Origin of the sequence: Rhodococcus koreensis, assembly GCF_017068375.1 — a bacterium.
GTDB classification, from domain to species: Bacteria; Actinomycetota; Actinomycetes; order Mycobacteriales; family Mycobacteriaceae; genus Rhodococcus_F; species Rhodococcus_F koreensis.
Map to the genome: position 1 here is coordinate 8811615 of NZ_CP070609.1, position 19665 is coordinate 8831279.

Below are 19665 nucleotides of genomic sequence, written 5' to 3' on the forward strand. Positions count from 1 at the left end.
GATGAGCTACACCGAAGGCATTGAGCAGGTGGGTTGCGGGATCCCGTGACGAGGTAGCTGTTCCGCTCCGTGTCGGCTGTCACGTCGGTGGTGTTTGTCGTTGCCCTCAGATGTTGGAGGCGTCTGGTGGGAGCTCTGCCGGCGGCAATGGGGATCCACCCAGTTCGGTCGTGGTCGGGCAGGGGAGATCGAGGGTGTAGGCGGTCATCGACAGCGAGCCGTATGCGTAGCCGTCGACCAGGACATCGATGTCGGGTTTCAGTGAGGCGGCCGCCAGCCCGGCCAGGTACAAGGCGGGGATGAAGTGGTCCGGAGTCGGTACCGCCTGGGTGAAGTCGCGGTGGGCGTCGAGTGTCGCGAACTCGGTCGGGTTGGTGAGCATCCGAGTCTTGGCGTCTTCGTTGAATCGCCTGGCCCAGTCGTAACCGTCGTCGGCGAGTGTCCAGTTCATGCCGCGGAGGTTGTGGACGACGTTGCCGCTTGCGACGACGAGTACGCCGCGCTCGCGCATCGGGGCCAGCTTGGCGCCGAGTTCGAGGTGGTAGTCCAGGGGTTTGTCCGCGTTGATACTCAGCTGGACGACGGGAATCGTGGCGTCGGGGAAGGCGTGGACGAGTACCGACCAGGTGCCGTGGTCGATTCCCCAGCTGTCGAGATCGGCACCGACCCAGGTGGGGTGGACGGTGTCACTGATCTCGGTGGCGAGTTCGGGCAGTCCTGGTGCGGGGTATTGCACGTCGAACAACTCTGGGGGAAACCCATAGAAGTCGTGGATGGTGCGCGGCCGCGGCATGGCGGTGACCGCGGTCGCGTTGATGTACCAGTGCGCGCTGACGACCAGGATCGCGCGGGGGCGAGGCACCGCCTGCCCGAACGCCTTCCAAGCGGCGGTGTAGCGGTTGATCTCGACTGCGTTCATCGGGTTGCCGTGTCCGATGAACGCCGCCGGCATGACGAGGTTCGAGCCTGTCTCTGCGTTCACGATTTGTCTCCAGTCCGAGGCAATGTCATTGTCCTCGACTTTCCGGCATGGCGGTGACCCGCCACGCTGACGCGATTTGCCCGCCGATCGGAGTCGTACTATCGGGTTGTTCGTCGCCCGTCTGGCGTGTGTCCGTCGGCGGTTGTCCTTCCGAGCGTTTACCTGTGGCCGTTTTATCTTGCCGGACAGGGAAATTTCTCTAGAAAGGACCCGATTCAGAAACCGGTGGGGGACCCCGACTTAGGTTTGCTTTAGGCTCCGTGAGATTAGTATTCAGCCCCCGGACCGCCCGTTACGTGATCGGGACGCGGTGGTTGACGGCGAGCAGCAACCGGTCGACTCGACCCTGCCGCTAATGGCCGGCGGGATATCCTCGTCAGCGGTAATGTCGTCGACGCGCCGACCGGCGATCGCCCACAGTTTGGTGGTTCGTGATCAAGGGCCCGTTCTGGCTCGCCATCATCGGGATCGTGCTATTTGGTGGCATAGCCAGCAGGAGTTGGCACAACTGTGCGGGTGAGTGACTCAAAGCCAGCCCCGGCGACAGGACACCGGCGCGGATCGAACACCCGGATCATTCCCGGTCGGCGTTAAGTGATGCATCTCAACCAACTCGACGCCGTGGTGAACGCAGCCCGCACCGCAGGAGCGCGGCCCGAGCTGCACAACCTCGGCGGCGTGCAGGGCCCTGATCCCGACCAGGGTCAGCGACTGGTTGGCCGTCGTGGTGTTCCTGCCCGTCGCGCTGGTGGCCAACCTCATGGCGGGTCAGGCCAGATTGCGCCGCGGAGGCGGTTCTGCGCCGCCGGGAGGCGGACGCGAGCCGGGATGAACTCGCGATCCTCGCCGAACACCAGGCTTCACTGCGTCGAGTGGCAACATTGGCGGCGCGTGGGGTGAGACCCTCGGAGGTCTTCACGGCGGTGGCCGAAGAATTGGCGCTCTGGCTGCGTGTGGTCGACGCCGTGCTTCGGTACGAGGGGGACGGCACCGGGACGTTGGTCGCGGTTCGATACGAGCCGGGGGTGACTGGGATGCCCGTGACCGGGGACAGGATCTCGACGGTGGGCGGCGACGTCGGGGCGATCGTGTTGCGCACCGGCCACGGCGCCCGGATCGACAACCACGCACACGTCGGTGGGGCGGTTGCTACGCGTATTCGTGCCGAGGGCTTCGGTTCGATCGTGGGAGTCCCGATCGTCGTGGACGAACGGGTGTGGGGCGCGGCGATCGTCGGATCGCGGCGCACCGAGCCGCTGCCCGCGGACACCGAGGCCCGACTCGGTGACTTCGCCGATCTCGTCGCGACCGCGATCGCCAATGCGGCGACCCGTGCGAATTGATCGTCTCGCGGGCCAGGATCGTCGCGGCCGCCGACGAGGCGCGCCGCCGCCTGGAACGTGACTTGCACGACGGGGCCCAGCAGCGGCTGGTGTCGCTGGGACTCGAGGCGCGTATGGCGGAGGCGTCGGTGCTGGCCGAGTGGGTGGACGTGAGGGAGCAGTTGTCGGCCGTCGCCTTGGGGCTCAGGGGTGTGTCGGAGGATCTGCGGGAACTCTCGCACGGGATCCATCCGGCGATCCTGTCGAAGGGCGGGCTGGGGTCGGCTGTGCGGACGCTGGCTCGTCGTTCGGCAGTCCCCGTTTCCCTCGAACCGAGCGGAATGCGATGATGGTCGACACTCCGGACGTCGCTCTTTTGACCGACATTCGCATGTCGCAAGCATTGGATCGGAGGAAAACTCGGGACGGTTCAGAAATAGACTTCTTGCAATTCATGAATCGATCCGCTGTCTCCCTCGAGTTCGACGAGAGACCCGTCCCGTAAGACGTACATCCGATCACAGACGCTGGAGAGGGTCTGGATGTTTTGATCGACGACAAGCACACCCTCGCCGCTTTCGCGGGTGAGCCTCACTAACACTTGGAGAGCTTCGCTGGTGGCCTTGGGGGATAGCCCCAGGCTGAGTTCATCTACCATCAAGATGGAAGGCTTGGCGGCAAGTCCTCGGGCTATCGCGAGCATCTGTTGTTGGCCACCACTCAACAACCCGGCGGGGCGCTGCAATAGCGGCCTGAGTGCGGGGAATCGGCTCAGAATGTGATCTAGGTCCTCGTTGGTCAATTTGTGTCCGACCGCCACGGCGCCGACCTGTAGGTTCTCTAGCACGGACAGTGATCCGACGACGCCCCTACCCTCGGGCACGTGGATCAATCCGGCCCTGGCTGCGTCCACCGGTGACGGGGGAACGGTGACCGAGTCCATGTTGACCAGGCCATTACCGCGACCGATCATTCCGGACAGGGCTCGTAGCAGTGTCGTCTTCCCTGCGCCGTTACGGCCTGTAAGCCCCACGAGTTCCCCTCGGGAGACATGTAGCGAGACTTTGTCGAGGACGCGCGCCGGCCCGTATCCTACGGTCAGGTCGGTAACCCGCATCCCCTGTGACGACAGATCCGTGCCAGATCTTTCCGGCTGTAGCATTTCCGGATCTGCCAGGGAGCTATCAGCCGGTTCGCCCGGAGAGCAGAGGGCTGGTTCTCCTGCTGTAGACCCAAATTCACCCGCCAGGTTCAGCAGTTCGGCAGGCTGGCCGATGAAGGCTTCCAGTACCCGCTCGTCGCTTGTGACCTGCTCCGGATGGCCGGAGGCTAGTATCTTCCCCCCGTCGAGTACGGTGACGGTATCGGCCACCCGCCGAACAAAGGCGACATGGTGCGCGACAAGTAGGATCGTTACGCGTCCATTGGAACGAAGTTTGAGTATCGCGTCTTCAACAATGTGGATCTCCTGTTCTCCCAGTCCGGCAGTGGGCTCGTCGAGGAGCAAGATCGTCGGCTCTGCCACGAATGACCTAGCCAGGTCGACCAGTTTCCGGTCAGCTAGCGAGATTTCATCGGCTCTCTTATTCCAGGTGGACTCTGAAACCCCGACCAGGCGCAGAGCCTCTTCGCACCTTGCTCGAGTATCAGCGTCTGCGTTCCGCCCGAGGGTAGGGCGTAGCAGATCCACGAGCAACCAGCGCCGTTGCTGGCTCAGGAGTCCTAGTGCGACGTTCTCGACTGCGGACAAATCGTCGACGAGCGACGGATTCTGAAAGGTCCGCCCTACTCCAGCAGCACGAATCTCCGGTGGCGACAGCTTGGTAGTTGCAAGGCCATTGACTCGGATTTCCCCACTCGTCGGTCGGAGTAGACCGGTGACGGCGTTGATCAGCGTCGTCTTACCAGCACCGTTTGGGCCGATCAGGGCATGGATCTGTCCTGGGGTCACGGTGATGTCGACTCCACTCAGTGCATGTACTCCATCGAAAGCGACACTCACGTCGGCAATCTCCATTGCGGCCGCTGCAGTCGCTGCCATGTCGCATTCGCCGGCAATTCTCCGGCCAGAGTCCACCTCTGGGACATCGAAAGCCTCGGATGATGTATCGCAGGCTTCCATGCTTCCGGACTCGCCGCCCGTGCCAGTCAAAGTTCGCGGACGACTTGGTAGCCGCTTCGTGGTAGCACCGCCCCACCTGGACAGGGCGCCCAGGATTCCCGCCGGAGCCAGCACAACAAAGACAAGAAAAGTGATACTCGCGTATAGGGCCTGGTTCTCAGGAGCGCCTTGAAAGATGGAGGGTAGTGCCGCAAAAAAGAGTGCACCGAGCAATGGTCCCAATAATGTTCCTTGTCCTCCCACGACAACCATCGCCACCAGGGTGATAGATACCGCGGCAGAAAATGAATCTGGTGTGATGACGGTCAGTGCCTGGGCAATGACGACACCGGCCAACGCTGCACCCAGACCTGTGAACACAAAGGCGGTCCACTTGGCTTGCTTGACCTTGACCCCGAGTAGGGACGCGACCTGCTCGCTCGACCGCACCAGCCGAAGTTCGTGACCGCGTCGTCCGCCGCCGAAATTTGAGGAGGAAAACAGAACGACAGCGAGAAAACCGAGCGCAAGGTAATACAAGCCAACGCCGTTGCCGAAATCGACACCAAGAACGTGTAGATCAGGCACGAGCAGACCAGATTGGCTACCGGTGAGATCGACGAACGCACTTGACTGCAGACCTGCCGACACCACAAATGCCAGAAAGAAGGTGACAACGGCGGAACCAAAGTGTGAAAGTTGGACCACCGCGAGTCCGATAATTCCGCATGCAATCAAGGTAAGTCCTACGCAAATGGTAAGCGCAAGTATGGGAGACAGCCCGGCGGTTCTCGCCACGGTCCAGGCATACGCAGCGATTGCAACGAGTGCCCCATGTCCGAACGAAAGTTCGCCAAGGTATCCCTGCCAGAGGTTCATTCCGACAGCCACCGCGCCCCAGGCCATGCCGAGTATCAGGACGTACTGCCACGAGGCTTCGCGGACGATCAACCCGAGGGCTGCAAGCGTTACAAGCGCCGTAGCCACGCCCGAATACCGTCGTAATACGGCTGTCGGTAGCTGTCGCTGCACCGAGTGCTCAAACACGATGTACTCTCCGCTCTCCAAAAATTCCCTGTGGGCGAATGACTAGGACGGTAATCAGCGCCGCGAAGATGACGAGGTTGGCCGCGTCGGGTCCGAAGTAGGTTGCGACTACATTGCTCAGAAGACCTGCGCAGATGCCGCCGACAACCGCCCCAGTCAGGCTGGTGAGCCCAAAAGCGATCGCCGCTGTAAAAGCGTAGAGTAAGTGGCCTTCGAGCATGAAAGTCGAGACGTAGACACGGTTGGCGGATAGAAGGCTCACGATCGCGGCCAAGAAACTACTGATTCCCCAGGCGATCGCAAATAATCGATCGCTACGGACACCGAGTAGCCTGACCGTTTCGCGGGACTCGGCCATGGCGCGTGTGAGCAAACCGGCGCGGGTATATCGAAAAAAGAGACTGAAGCAGCCCAGGAGAACCCCTGCAACGGCGAAAGTTTGTATCAGTGAATAGTTGATTTGGATTCCAAAGAGGCTGAAGCCGCCAGAGCTGAGAAGTTGAGGAAATTGGAATGGCTGACCGGCGCCCCTGAATCGGTCTATGAAAGCTGCTAATACCAGCGAGAGGGCGAGCGTTCTGATAATGACATTTGTCTTACCCGCACTCGGCTTGGGGCGGATGACGCCGTAGAATGTGACAACACCCAACAAGGTGCTGAACACCAATCCGACGATGATGGCCACGCCAACTGGGACGCCGTACTCAACCATGACAGTCAACGCCACGAAGGCGGCGGCGGTTCCCATCATTCCCTGGGCGAAGTTCACGGTGGCAGTCGCCTTGTACAGCACAACCATCGCAAAGGATAGGAGGCCGTAGAGCATTCCGACGGTGACGCCGCTCAGGACCGTTTCCAGGAACAGACCCATGACACTCTCCTATATTGGGTGGGTGAGCCTCACGGCAGAACCGGTACGGTGACGGTCTCGGCTGCCTGGTATTGGCCGTCCTTGACGGTGACTGCTGGCAGTGAAGTCAGACCCATATGCGATTCCCGAGAGAAGGTCACGGGGGGGATGAGGGGACTCACCTGACGGTCCTGCATGGAGGCAAGTGCCTTGACCAGGCTCTCGCTGGTCGGGTCAGGTCCAGCGAGTTCGAGTCCCGCGACCACGGCCTGCGCGATCGCGCAACCGAACGTCGTCACTGTGTCGATCTGTGAGTCCGGGTAGTACTTTCGTACCGCGTCTAGGCAATCGGCAGCGCTCGGGTCCGTGGGTGGCTTGGTGATGGCCAGGCTGAAGAGAAGTTCGTGTGCGCTCCGCGGTGTTCCCTGCAGAAAGGTCTCACCGGGAAGCGAGGTCGTACCGAGGATCGCCCTTCTCGGGAGCTGGTCCTTGCCGGCAAGGTAATTGACGATCTTGGTGGTCTCAGCGGGAGCGGAGGTGAAGACGACATAATCCGGCCTCGCCTCGGCGACTTGGAGTGCGACGGGTGTCACGTCGGCCCCGAACGGCACGATCGCCGTGCCGAGAAATGAGCCACCGCCATTTTGGACTGCAGCCTCGACCTTCGCCAGTATCGGGTCATTCTGGTCGGACACCGTGCGGACAAGGAAGACGCTTCCTGGTCCGGTCTTCTCGTACGCTGCGGACACGAGAGCATGTGCCTGATCAGGGAAAGTGGGAACCATCGCGAAGGCCTGTGGCACTACTGCGTTGACGAAGGACGGACTCGACTTCGCAGGGAAGAGCAGGGGAACGCCTGCCTTGTCCAGGACCGGGACGATCGCGTCGATCGAGCCCGAACCGGAGCCGCCGACAATCGCTATGTTCCGGTCTGTGACCAGCTTCCGCACGTTCTGCACCGCACGGGCCACATCGAGGCCGTCATCGAGCAGTGTCAGTTCGATCTTCTTCCCGTCCACGCCGCCGGCGTCGTTGACTGCCCGAAAGATCGCCTGCTGCCCTTCGCTCAGGGCCTTGCCGTAGCCCCCGGCCGGCCCACTGATTCCACTGGTCTCACCGAGTTTGATTACATCGCCGTGTGATTCGGCGTTGCTTGCTGCCCCGCAGCCGGCGAGTGTCAGTGCTACCGCAGCGGTGGTAAGCCCGCAAGCAAGTCTGCTGATGTGAGAGGACGTGAGCATGACATAACCTTCCGTGTTCGCATTCCCGACGGAATGGCAAAGCTGTCGTTGTCGAAGGGCCCCCGCGCCATATGCAGACCGGGGGGTGGATAGCCCGAGGGTCGACGATCCCTCGATCAGGGTGATCGGTGCCCTGGATGAAGGTACGTCAGTTGCCGATCAGGGAATCGGGCACTTCATTCTGCGAGATCGGGCTGTTCGTGCATGATCCGTGCGAATATGGGCTGAAAATTGAACCATCCAGCGCGCTGATCGTAGAGTGCGGCTACCTCTCGAGCGGTCTCCGCGGGAATGGAGTCCGGTTGCCCGGCGGCGAGGGCGAGAAGCTGTGCCTGGCACGAGCGTTCGAGTGCGATGAACCACCACGCGGCCTCGTCGACCGTTGCGCCGACCGTCAGGATGCCATGGTTCTTGAGGATCGCGGCGCGATTCGTACCCAAATTCGCTGCGAGGGAGCGACCTTCGCCGTCATCGAGCGCGACGCCGTTGTACTGCTCGAAGACGGAGTGCCTCTCGTAGAAGGCGCATGCATCCTGGGTGATCGGATCCAACTTTCGACCGAACGCGGACCACGTCTTTCCGTGCAGAGAGTGGCTGTGCGCGACGCCGACGACATCGGGTCTGGCATCGTGCACACTGGAATGTATCGTGATTGCTGCTGGATTGACGGGACCTGTGCCCTCGACCAACTTTCCGGCCGCATCGATTAGACATAGGTCTGATGCGCGGATCTGGCTGAAGGGCATACCCCAGGGGTTGACCCAAAGGTGGTCGAGGTATTCGGGGTCGCGGGCGGTGATATGCCCGGTAACTCCGTCGTCGAGGCCGAACCTACTGAAAATCCTGAAGGCTGCGGCCAGGCGAATCTTCCTATGATTTCTCTCCTCATCGGGTGAAAGGAATGTGGGCGGAGTTGGCAGGTCAAGAGTATGCATTATCGGCTACTCCAGGGGGAGGTGATCGGCGTCGTAGATGGCCTTGATGAAGGTTAATATCGGGATATGAGCGATGAATCGATTAGCGCCGAGGGGGGAAGCGGGTGTTGGTAGAGAGCACTCGCATTCCGGAAACAGAGCTTCTCGATCGTGTCGCGGGGTAGTGATTTCATGTCTCGACTGAAGAGTTCTTGCGAATCAGGCCACGAGGAGTCGGCATGCGGGTAGTCGGTCTCGACCATGACTTTCTCGGCGCCGATGATGTCGAGCATCCGGAATGCCGCTGGATCTTCGATCGACGTAAACCAGAAGTTTCGTCGCAGGATGTCGACCGGGTCCGGGTCTGACGTGCTCCATGTCTCCGAGCTGGCCGCCTGCCTGTACGAACGCGTGAGTCGCTCGATGATCATCGGCACCCAGGAGACGCCGGATTCGGACAGTACGATCTTCAGCTTCGGAAAACGCAGTGGGATCCGGGAGAAGATCCAATCAACTACTGCCTGTATGGCGTTCAACGGGAAGAGTGCGACTGTGACATCCGCAGGCGATGCCGCACTCGGTTGGCAGATCGATCCCGAGGACCCCACGTGCAAATTGACTACGGTCTCGGTCTCTTCGCATGCGCGAAAGAAGGGGTCCCAGTACTCGGAGTAGAGAGACGGGAGCCCCAATCCCTCGGGGTTCTCCGAGAATGTTACTGACTGGAAACCGCGGTCCTTGTTGTTCTTGATCTCCAGTGCGGCCACCTCAGGGTCAAGGAGCCACGGCAATTGACATGAGATGAATCTGTCGGGATACGCGCCGCACCATTCCTCGAGCATCCAGTCGTTGTAGGCCCGAACGGAGGCGAGACCGACCTCGCGATCACGCATTCCGCTCAACCGTTTGCCGGCAAATCCCCAGACGAAGGATGGAAAGTTGAGAGATGCGTATACCCCGTTGAGGTCCATATCCCTGACTCGCGAATGGACGTCCCACACACCGGGCCGGAAGTCTTCGTACTTTTGAGGCGCCAGGCTCCATTCTTCGATGGGCCGACCGACTGCCCCGCACATTGTGAGGCGCATGGGGATTCGGTCCTCATCAATGTGCCAATACGGGATGCCATCCTGGTCGGGGACAACTGCTGGTACAAGGTCGCGATACCGCGAGCTTGTACGACTGGTGAAGATATCTGCGGGCTCGAGAACATGATCGTCCACTGAGATGAGAGGGCACCATAATTCCCGAGGGTCGGGGTCTGGTAGAAATGTCGGCTCTGACCGAACGAGCCCTCTTCCCTGACTTTCGACATCCGGGTTGTGGATATCAAGCGCCATTACTGACTCCATTCGATCGACATTTCGCTCGGAGATGCTTCGGACCAGTTTTCTCATTCGCTTGGGCGGTACGGAGTGTGTGAACCCCATCACGTTGCCCTAACGATTGGAAGGTATACGACCGTCATCAGGCTGTCAACGGATTCTGTTGTTCACGAGGACATTCGGGCTACGGCAAGATTCGACACGCAGGAGCCCAGCATTCCAGTCGGACACCCCCGAGTCGGAGAAGGTCCGCGGCAACTTACCCCCACCGCAACACGGTCACTCCGATTCCGGGCGAATCTCGGCACCGACCGCGCTGCAAGAATTCGGTGACTCAGGTCGCGCACCTCGGGGCGACGCGCCCGGTCCGGGCAAGGGATCATGTCAGTCCGGGAAGGTCTCATTCAGAACTGAAACCGGTCCGCTTCGGTGGTGCATCCAACACTGCGACGAGACGTGACGCGTCCAAGTTGTACCCAGTCGTCGTGGGTACTTGTTCGGGATGTGCACCCGTTGACGTGGGCCGCAGGGTCAGGGTTGGCGCTTCGGGCTGTCTTATCACTGAAATCTGCACGATCAGCCAACGGGCGCTGTGGTGTCACCAACCGGGTCGTGGAGCAAAGGAGCTGCGCTGCGTGCATAGCGGGGCGTCTCGTGGGGATGGTGCGTTGCTGAACAGGTGAGGGGCGTCCGCTGCGACAGGAGGCGGCGTCGGCGCGGGTCATGGCACGAAGCTATTGACCTTACGATCGGAAGGTAATAGATTCTGCAATCTGAGGTCGGTTCGGTGATCGGAACCTAGGACCGAGGCAGTTGCGCCGCACGGCGCATGGTTTGAATGCGTACGCGAGGAGTGGTGACCCCCATGGGCTTCGGTTCCGTTGGCACCAAGCAACTATCGAATGTGATCATCCGGTTCGCCGGTGACTCCGGCGACGGTATCCAGCTGATCGGTGACAGATTCACGGGGGAGACGGCCTTCTTCGGGAACGATCTGTCTACCCTGCGGGACTTCCCTGCCGAAATTCGGGCACCTGCGGGAACCCTCGCCGGGGTGTCGTCGTTCCAGTTGCAGTTCGCGGACCACGGCATCGATACGGCCGGGGATACACCGGATGTCCTGGTCGCTATGAATCCGGCGGCGTTGAAGGCGAATATCGGAGACCTCGAGGCCGGGGCTGAGATCATCGTCGACAGCGACCAGTTCAGGCGGCGAAGCCTCAAACGGCTCGGATACGAAACCAACCCGCTCGAAGACGGCTCGTTGGACGGGTATCGCCTGCACGCCGTTCCGCTGACGTCGATCACCATCGAAGCACTCCGCGACTTCCCGATCAGCACGAAGGAGGCCGCACGAGCGAAGAACATGTTCGCGCTCGGCCTGCTCTGCTGGATGTACGACCGCCCTACCGACTCGACCGTCGAGTACTTGCGCCGCAGGTTCGGCAAGCGCGCGGAGATCGCCGACGCCAACATCGCTGCGTTCCAGGCGGGGTATGGATTCGGTGACACGACTGAGACGTTCGCGACTCGATACGAGGTGCGTCCCGCGCGCATGCTGGATGGTCTCTACCGCAACGTCTCTGGGAATCTGGCACTCTGTTACGGGCTTCTCGCGGGAACTCAGAAGGCGGGTATTCCGCTGTTCCTGGGGGCCTATCCCATCACGCCGGCATCCGACCTGTTGCACGAACTCGCCCGCCACAAGGACCACGGGGTGCGCACCTTCCAGGCCGAGGACGAGATCGCCGGCATCGCGGCGGCGATCGGCGCCTCGTTCGGTGGGCATCTCGGGGTGACCTCCACGAGCGGTCCCGGCATGTCCCTCAAGGCCGAGGCGCTCGGCCTGGCGATCGCGCTGGAACTGCCGCTGGTGGTGTGCAACGTACAGCGGGCAGGGCCGTCGACCGGGATGCCGACGAAGACCGAGCAGGCGGACCTGTTGCAGGCGATGTTCGGCCGCAACGGCGAATCACCCGTCCCGATTCTCGCGCCCCGCTCACCCTCGGACTGCTTCGACATGGCGTACGAGGCCGTCCGGATCGCGACCAAATACCGCACGCCGGTTGTGCTGCTGTCGGATGCACACCTGGCGAACGGCTCGGAGCCGTGGCGGTTGCCCGACCTGGACCAGCTTCCCGACATCGGGGTTCGATTTACGACCGAGCCGAATCGCGACGGCCAGTTCTGGCCGTATCTCAGGGACCCGCAGACGCTGGCGAGGCCGTGGACCGTGCCGGGGACACCCGGTCTCGAGCACCGCATCGGCGGGCTGGAGAAGCTCGACGGCCGGGGAACCATCTCCTCGGACCCGGACAACCACGAGGCGATGGTGCGGGTCCGGGCGGCCAAGATCGCGGGCATCGCGGCCGATGTGCCACCCCTCGAGGTTGATGACCCGGGTGATCGGGCGGAGGTCCTCGTGCTCGGTTGGGGATCGACCCACGGTGCGATCTGCTCGGCCGTGCGTGATGTTCGCGGACGCGGCGGAGATGTCGCGCAGGCCCACCTGCGTCACCTGAATCCTTTCCCGGCCAACACCGCAGAGGTCCTGGGCCGGTACCGCACGGTGCTCGTCCCGGAACTCAATCTCGGTCAGCTTCGCATGCTGCTCAAGGCCTTCTTCGACGTCCACACCGTCGGATACAACCGCGTCCGCGGCCTGCCGTTCACCTCGGCGGAACTCGCCGCGCAGATCGAGGAGCTGATCTGAGATGTTCGACAACCTCATCACCCACGAAATGCCGATGTCGGAGGCGACCCCGGTCCCCGCTGTCTCCGGTGCTCTGACGGCGGAGGACTTCCAGACCGACCAGGAGGCGCGGTGGTGTCCCGGGTGCGGGGATTACGCGATTCTGGCGGCTGTTCAGGGATTACTGCCGGAGCTCGGGCTGGCCCGCGAGAACATGGTCTTCATCTCGGGGATCGGTTGCTCGTCGAGGTTCCCCTACTACCTCAACACCTACGGCATGCACTCCATTCATGGTCGCGCCCCCGCCATCGCGACTGGCCTGGCGATGTCACGTCCTGATCTGTCCGTGTGGGTCGTCACCGGTGACGGCGATGCCCTGTCCATCGGTGGAAACCACCTGATCCACACACTTCGGCGGAACGTGAATCTGAAGATTCTGCTGTTCAACAACCAGATTTACGGCCTGACCAAGGGCCAGTACTCGCCGACGAGCGAGGCGGGCAAGGTCACCAAGTCGACGCCGGTCGGGTCGGTGGACCGGCCGCTCAACCCGATCTCGCTGGCGTTGGGAGCGGAGGCGACCTTCGTCGCGCGCACACTCGACTCCGACCGCACCCATCTCACCGGTGTCCTGCGGGCCGCCGCGCAGCACCGGGGAACGGCGCTGGTCGAGATCTTGCAGAACTGCAACATCTTCAACGACGGCGCCTTCGACCCGCTGAAGAATCCCGACACCAGGGGTGAGACCACCGTCCGGCTGCAGCACGGCGAACCGATGCTGTTCGGGACAACGACCAGAAAGGGCCTGCGAGCCGGCCCCCGCGGCGGACTGGAAATCGTGGCACTCGATGACGTGGATTCCGGCTCGGTGCTGGTTCACGATGTCCACGAAAACGATTCGTCGATGGCCTTCATGCTCTCGCGTCTCGGCGACCGACCCGACGGCGTCACGCCGCTCGGCATCTTCCGGGATGTGGCCCGTCCCGCCTACGACGATCTGGTCAACAAACAGATCGTCGATGCACGCGCCGACGGCCGCGCACCCGATCTGTCCACGGTCATCGCCGGACACGACACGTGGCTGGTGGGTCCGCCGCACGACTAGGTCGCCGGCCTGAAGGTCATTGTGATCGACCTTCGGGTGAATCAGATATCTGTCAGCACTAACTAGGGAGCAAGAATTGATCATCGATCAGGTAGGCGTCGTCGGTGGCGGCCTCATGGGAACAGGCATCGCACGCGTCTGCGCGCTCGCAGGGGCCGACGTTGTGATCTGCGAGGCAGATTCCGACAAGGCAGCGGCGGCACGCGCACGAACCGAGAGCTCGCTCCGCCGCGCGGTGGCGGGCGGCAAGATCACCGACACCGACTGCACCGGGGCGCTGTCCCGGCTCCGCTTCACGGGCACGCTCGAGGAACTCGCAGACCGCGAACTGGTCATCGAGGCCATCGTCGAGGACGAGACCGTCAAGCGCGAATTGTTCGCCGCGCTCGACAAGGTGGTGACCGGTCCCACCGCCGTCCTCGCCTCCAACACGTCCTCCATCTCGATCACCAAGTTGGCGGCGGCGACCACGCGCCCCGAACGTGTCGTCGGGTTGCACTTCTTCAATCCGGTGCCCGCGCTGCGCCTCGTCGAGCTGGTACCCACGCTGCATACGGACGCCGCGACGATCGATCGTATCGAGCGTTTTGCCACCGATGACCTGCGCAAGCTGGTGATCCGTTCCCAGGACCGGGCAGGGTTCGTCGTCAACGCGCTGCTGACGCCATATCTGCTCTCCGCCGTGCGGATGCTCGAGGCAGGCTTCGCCTCGGCCGCGGATATCGACCAGGGCATGGTGGAGGGTTGCGCCCACCCCGTCGGTCCCTTGTCACTCGCCGACTTCGTCGGCCTCGACATCCTGCTGGCGGCGTCGAACTCGATGTATGAGGAGTTCCGGGACCCCCAATTCGCGCCGCCGCCGCTGCTGCTGCGCATGGTCGAGTCCGGGCTCCTCGGCGAAAAGACCGGACGCGGCTTCTTCACCTACGCGCAATGACCGGACCCGAAGGAACGCCCATGCCCGAGAACACTCCGCCGCTGAGTGTGGCGCCGAACGTGCGGTGGTCGCTGTCCGATTCGACTGCGGCCGGTGCCGCGGTCACGGTGGCCCCCAACCTGATGTGGTCGTTGCGCCGAGCGGCGGGGCTGCACGGCGCCTCGGTCTCGGTGGTCGACGGCGACACCCGGCTCAGTTACCCCGAGCTGCTGTCCTGGTGCGATCGCCTGGCGTCGGGATTGGCGCGGCGCGGGGCGGGGCGGGGCGACCGGATCGCGATCCTCGGGGCCAACAGCGCGGCGTATCTGGCCGCCTATTTCGGGGTGCCCGCCGCCGGGTACGTCCTGGTCCCGCTCAATGCGCGGCTGGCGGATGCGGAACTGCTGAAGGTGGTGCAGGACTGCGAGCCGGCTGTCCTGGTCGCCGACGAGGCGCATCAGGCCCGCGCGGAAGCGCTTGCCCGGTCCGCCGGAACCGGTGCGATCGGTTTCGAGGAGCTGCTCGCGCACCCGGCCGACGAAACCGTCGCGGACCGCGATGCGGAGCCGAGCTCGACCGATCTGGCCGCGATCTTCTATACCGGCGGCACGACCGGACGCGCCAAGGGTGCCATGCTCACCCACGGCAACCTCGCCGCGAACGCACTGCACATGATCGCCGGGCTCGGTTACGCGGTCGACGACGTCTATCTGCACTGCTCGCCGATGTTCCACCTCGGCGACGGGATGTCGACCTACCCGATGACCTGGGCCGGGGGACGGCATGTGGTGATTCCCCGTTTCGATCCGGAGTCCGTGGTGGGCGCCATCGAGACCGAACGGGTCACCTGCACCTTCCTGGTACCGACGATGCTCACCCTGCTGCTCGAGTATCTCGACAGGATGGACCGAGTCCCCGACCTCTCGTCGCTGCGGCTCGTGGTGCACGGGGGCGCGCCCATTTCGCCCGCGCTCCTCGACCGCGCCATGGCGCGGCTGGGGTGCTCGTTCACCCAGTCGTATGGCATGACGGAGGCGGGACCGATTCTGAGCTTCCTGCCGAATGAAGACCGCCTGCTCGGCGCCGAGGTCCTGCGTTCGGCCGGCCGGCCGGTCGTGGGCGTCGAGGTGCGGGTGGTCCGGCCGGACGGCACCGACTGCGCGGTCGGGGAGATCGGCGAGATCGTCGGCCGCGGACCGAACTTCGCCGTCGGTTACTGGCGGCAGCCCGAGGTCACCAGGGAACGGTTCCGGGACGGCTGGTATTGGTCGGGGGACCTGGCGTACCGCGACGAGGACTTCTACCTCTACATCGTCGGCCGGGCGGGGGACGCCATCATCAGCGGCGGCGAGAACGTCTACGCCGCCGAGGTCGAAGCAGCGCTCGACCGCCACCGGGACGTCGTCGAGGCCGCGGTCATCGCCGTCCCGTCACCACAATGGGGTGAGCAGGTACACGCCGCCGTCGTGCTCCGCCGGGGAGCGACCGCGACCGAGGCCGACCTCGACCGGCACTGCCGCGAGCTGATCGCCGGCTACAAGATCCCCCGCTCGTATGAATTCCACACCCAGCTGCCTCGCACCGGGCCCGGCAAGATCGACAAATTGGCTTTGCGTCGTCCGCACTGGGCAGCGCACGAAAGGGATGTGTCATGACCAGCTCGAACAAGGGGCCAGAACGGGTCGCGCTCGTCACGGGTGCCTCCCGCGGAATCGGAGCCGCCTCGGCGCTGCGCCTGGCCGCACAGGGATACCGCGTCGCGGTGAACTTCGCCAGGTCGAAGCCCGACGCCGAGGCGATCGTGAAGCAGATCATCGCGAACGGGGGCCGAGCCGCCGCAATTCAGGCGGATATCTCGGAGGAGGGCGCGGGGGAGGACCTCGTCCGCGAAACCGACCGCCGATTGGGCCCGCCGCTGGTCGTGGTCAACAACGCCGGGGTCCAACATTCCCGGGCGATGATCACACAGACCCCGGACGAGTTCGATCAGATGCTGTCCACGAACGTCCGTGGCGCCTGGTCGGTCACCCGGGCGGCCCTGCCGTCCATGTACGACGCCAATTGGGGGCGTGTGGTCTTCATCAGCTCGGTACTGGGAGCCACCGGCGGCCCGGGCGACACGGGATACGGCGCCTCGAAGGCCGCGCTGCTGGCCATGTCGAAGAGCTTGGCGTTCGAGGTGTCTCGGCGGGGCATCACCTCCAACGCGGTGCTGCCCGGAACGATCCTCACGGACATCGTCGGTGACGTCGATCCGGCGGTGCTCGAGGCCAACATCGCGGCAATTGCGGCGCGCCGCGGGGGAGAACCCGACGAGGTCGCCGCCGTGGTCGCGTTCCTCTGTTCGGAGGACGCCTCCTACGTGAGCGGTGCAGAAGTCGTGGTCCACGGCGGCGGCTGGGTCACCCTACCCCCATCAAAATGAGCTGTGTGACAGTGGTATTAGAACAGCGGAGGTAAGCGCAATGCAATATGGACTCGGACTGTATACCGGGCAGGTGCCGCCGGATGAGGACATCAGCTTCCATGATGAGTACGCCCGGATCATCGAACAGGCGAAACTGGCCGAAGAAGTCGGCCTCGACTCGATCTGGTTGAGCGAGCACCACGGGGCCGCTGATGGCTACCTGCCGTCGCTGCTGCCGATCGCGGCGGCGATCCTCGCCTCGACGACACGGCTGACGGTGGGAACCGCGGTCCTGCTGGCTCCTTTCCACAACCCGCTCCGGCTGGCCGAGGACGTCGCGGTCCTCGACCAGCTGTCGGGGGGCCGCTTCATTCTCGGCATGGGAACGGGATGGCGGCGCACCGAGTTCCGGGCCTTCGGCGCCGACATGGCCACCCGCGGCAAGGCACTGGAGGAAACGGCCCAGATTCTCCGGCTCGCCTGGCAGGGCGAGCGATTCGGATTCGACGGTCGGGTGCACCAGATCGACAGCGCTGTCGTCAGGCCGGAGCCGTTCACGCCCGGCGGTCCGCCGATCTGGCTCGGCGGCACCGGACCCCGGGCACTCGAACGTGCCGGGCGCCTCGGCGACGGCTTCTTCGGAGTATCCGCGCCCTTCGATTCCGCCATGTCGTCGTTCTCTCGGGTGCTGGACTCGGCGCCGGAGGAGAAGCGCACGTCCTTCTCGTTCGGTCAGCTGCGATCGGGCTTTATCGCCGACGATCCGGAACTCGGCTGGAAGATCGCCGGGAAAGGGATGACCTACACCCAGGACGTGCACGCCCGATGGGCCGCCGAGGAAGCCGGGGCACCGGTCGAGCCCGACGCGAACCTCTCGTCCGAGGATGCCGTGCGCCGGTACAACCTCATCGGCACCCCGGACGAGGTCACGGCGGCCCTGCGGCCCTACCAACAGCGCTTCGCCGGCCGAACCGACTCCCACCTCTGCTTCCGGCTCTACCATCCCTACATGCCGCACGACGCGGTGCTCGACGCCATTCAGACGTTCGGTAGGGTAATAGTTCCCGACCTGCGCACCCCGGCGGGTCAGGGTCCGCGGCTGGATTGATCGCGGGGCCACGCCGACCCACCGGAGGGAAGCCCATGCCACCCAAGCGCTCCGCCGAGCGGCATGCCGAGGTGCTCGACGCCGCCATCGAACTGATCCGCCAGAAGGGCATCGACGGCACCAGCCTGCAGGACATTGCCGATGCGGTCGGGATCAAGAAGGGCAGTTTGAATACCTACTTCTCCTCCAAGGAGGAGCTGGTCGAGCTGATCCAGGCGCGGTTCACCGACGTGGCGGAGCAGGAGCTCGCCAAGATCGCGGAGCGCAGCGACCTCACGCCGGACCAGCGGCTCCGCGAGCTTCTCTACTTCCATGCCGAGCACTGCACCCTGCGGGTGTCGTCCCCGGTGCTGGTCGGCTTCATGCAGCTGTGGACATCACCGTCCTCGCCGAACGGTCGTCATCAGCCCGCGGTGGTGCGTGAGTATCAGCGAACCTTCGAAGATGTTGTGGCCCAGTGCTCACGCAAGCGCATCTTCCGTAAGGCCGATCCGGAGCTGGTGGTGAACGGACTCATGGGCAGCATGAGCTGGTGCGCATTCTGGTACAACGAGGACCAGCACGGACCGCTGCGGCCGCTGGTCGACAAGATCATCGACATGACCTTCGAAGGACTACGCACTCGACCGCGGGCTTCCGGCGGAGCGAAGGAGCGGGCGGCGAACTGACGCCCGCTCCTTCCCCGTCACCTATCAGCGCTTGGACAGCCGGGCCCCGGCGTCGAGGCGGATGACCTCTCCGTTGAGCATTTCGTTGGCGACGATCGCGCACGCCAGCTCGGCGAACTCGGCCGGCCTGCCCAGGCGTGACGGGTAGGCGACCGACGACGTGAGCTGATCCTGCAACGCTGCGGGCAGGTCCGTGGTCAGCGTGGTCTCGAACGCTCCGGGTGCGATTGTGGCGCACCGGATTCCGTACTGTGCCAGTTCCCTCGCCGCCGGCAGTGTCATGCCGATGACACCTGATTTGGACGCCGCATAGGCCAGCTGACCCTGTTGCCCCTCATAGGCGGCGATGCTCGCCGTCGTGACGATCACGCCACTCTCCCCGCCCGGCCGCTGATTGCTGCTCATCCGCCATGCCGCCGCGCGCAAGACGTGAAATGTGCCGATCAGGTTCACATCGATCACCGCTGCGAACCGAGCGGGATCGACCGGTCCGTCCTTGCCGATCAGGCGGAAGCCGCCGGCAATGCCGGCGCAATGCACGACGATGTCCACCCGACCAAAGGTCGATACCGCGGTGTCGAACGCGGCGTCGACTTCGTCGGCGGAGCCGACGTTCGCGGCGAGTGGTAGCCACGTCGCGCTCGGCGCGCCCGGTGGCGCCGCCAGGTCCACCGCGGCAACCCGAGCGCCACGCTGCGAGAGCATCGCTGCGGTGGCTCGGCCCAACCCTGCGCCGGCGCCGGTGACCACGGCTACTGCTCCGGAAATCTGCATTGCTACCTCCTGTGTGTGATGGACCCGCATCCGCGGGGTGGGTGCGAGACATGGCTGGATGTCGATGTGATCCGGGTCTTGATTTAGGCCCTAGAGCGCGTTACCCTTCCAATCGACAGGATAACAGTTCGGCCCCTGGTTGAAGCCATCACATCCGTGAAAGTGCTTAGTCACGAGGCTGATTCAGCACGCCGGATCGCGGCGTGGACGAGT

General features: G+C 63.7%; 14 protein-coding genes and 1 pseudogene. 8 read left to right on the plus strand and 7 right to left on the minus strand.

Annotated features, from left to right (window positions below; translation table 11 throughout):
• Positions 1-106: 106 nt before the first annotated feature.
• A complete protein-coding gene (gene ygiD, locus JWS14_RS40165) occupies positions 107-952 on the minus strand; it encodes a 4,5-DOPA-extradiol-dioxygenase (protein ID WP_206016298.1) in 846 nt (281 codons plus the stop codon).
• Between the two features lie 718 nt (positions 953-1670).
• Between ygiD and JWS14_RS51550 the strand changes: the two are divergent.
• A pseudogene (locus JWS14_RS51550) lies at positions 1671-2636 on the plus strand (histidine kinase); the annotation flags it as partial.
• Between the two features lie 98 nt (positions 2637-2734).
• Here the strand turns inward: JWS14_RS51550 and JWS14_RS40175 are convergent.
• The 5 genes from JWS14_RS40175 to JWS14_RS40195 form a co-directional block, all read right to left on the minus strand.
• Positions 2735-5392, minus strand: a complete 2658-nt coding sequence (locus tag JWS14_RS40175; RefSeq protein WP_206015745.1) for an ATP-binding cassette domain-containing protein — start codon at positions 5390-5392, stop codon at positions 2735-2737.
• Positions 5393-5444: 52 nt separating this feature from the next.
• Entirely contained in the window at positions 5445-6323 is an 879-nt protein-coding gene (locus tag JWS14_RS40180) for a branched-chain amino acid ABC transporter permease (RefSeq protein WP_206015746.1), read from the minus strand.
• Positions 6324-6352: 29 nt separating this feature from the next.
• A complete protein-coding gene (locus tag JWS14_RS40185) occupies positions 6353-7543 on the minus strand; it encodes an ABC transporter substrate-binding protein (RefSeq protein ID WP_206015747.1) in 1191 nt (396 codons plus the stop codon).
• A 176-nt stretch (positions 7544-7719) separates the two neighbouring features.
• Positions 7720-8478, minus strand: coding sequence for a class II aldolase/adducin family protein (locus JWS14_RS40190; RefSeq protein WP_206015748.1), 759 nt, complete (start codon positions 8476-8478; stop codon positions 7720-7722).
• 53 nt (positions 8479-8531) lie between these two features.
• The gene (locus JWS14_RS40195; protein ID WP_206015749.1) at positions 8532-9809 is read right to left on the minus strand and encodes an amidohydrolase family protein; all 1278 of its coding nucleotides are present in this window, start codon (positions 9807-9809) and stop codon (positions 8532-8534) included.
• An 811-nt stretch (positions 9810-10620) separates the two neighbouring features.
• Here JWS14_RS40195 and JWS14_RS40200 point away from each other — a divergent pair.
• The 7 genes from JWS14_RS40200 (at position 10621) to JWS14_RS40230 (ending at position 18678) form a co-directional block, all read left to right on the plus strand.
• Entirely contained in the window at positions 10621-12495 is a 1875-nt protein-coding gene (locus JWS14_RS40200) for a 2-oxoacid:acceptor oxidoreductase subunit alpha (RefSeq protein WP_206015750.1), read from the plus strand.
• A gap of 1 nt (position 12496) precedes the next feature.
• Positions 12497-13579 carry a 2-oxoacid:ferredoxin oxidoreductase subunit beta gene (locus JWS14_RS40205; RefSeq protein WP_206015751.1) on the plus strand — a complete coding sequence of 361 codons (1083 nt, stop codon included), beginning with the start codon at positions 12497-12499 and terminating at the stop codon, positions 13577-13579.
• A 76-nt stretch (positions 13580-13655) separates the two neighbouring features.
• Positions 13656-14516: a 3-hydroxybutyryl-CoA dehydrogenase gene (locus tag JWS14_RS40210; RefSeq protein WP_259376051.1), complete on the plus strand. Its 861-nt coding sequence runs from the start codon at positions 13656-13658 to the stop codon at positions 14514-14516.
• A gap of 20 nt (positions 14517-14536) precedes the next feature.
• Positions 14537-16150 (plus strand): class I adenylate-forming enzyme family protein, encoded by a 1614-nt coding sequence (locus tag JWS14_RS40215; protein ID WP_206015752.1) that lies wholly within the window; start codon positions 14537-14539, stop codon positions 16148-16150.
• Positions 16147-16920 carry an SDR family NAD(P)-dependent oxidoreductase gene (locus JWS14_RS40220; RefSeq protein WP_206015753.1) on the plus strand — a complete coding sequence of 258 codons (774 nt, stop codon included), beginning with the start codon at positions 16147-16149 and terminating at the stop codon, positions 16918-16920. Before JWS14_RS40215 ends, JWS14_RS40220 begins: the two co-directional genes overlap by 4 nt.
• 40 nt (positions 16921-16960) lie before the next feature.
• On the plus strand, positions 16961-18010 hold the full coding sequence (locus JWS14_RS40225; protein WP_206015754.1) for an LLM class flavin-dependent oxidoreductase: 1050 nt from the start codon (positions 16961-16963) through the stop codon (positions 18008-18010).
• A gap of 35 nt (positions 18011-18045) precedes the next feature.
• Positions 18046-18678 (plus strand): TetR/AcrR family transcriptional regulator, encoded by a 633-nt coding sequence (locus JWS14_RS40230; protein ID WP_206015755.1) that lies wholly within the window; start codon positions 18046-18048, stop codon positions 18676-18678.
• A gap of 24 nt (positions 18679-18702) precedes the next feature.
• Here JWS14_RS40230 and JWS14_RS40235 read toward each other — a convergent pair whose 3' ends face one another.
• The gene (locus tag JWS14_RS40235) at positions 18703-19428 is read right to left on the minus strand and encodes an SDR family NAD(P)-dependent oxidoreductase (RefSeq protein WP_241031618.1); all 726 of its coding nucleotides are present in this window, start codon (positions 19426-19428) and stop codon (positions 18703-18705) included.
• Positions 19429-19665 lie beyond the last annotated feature (237 nt).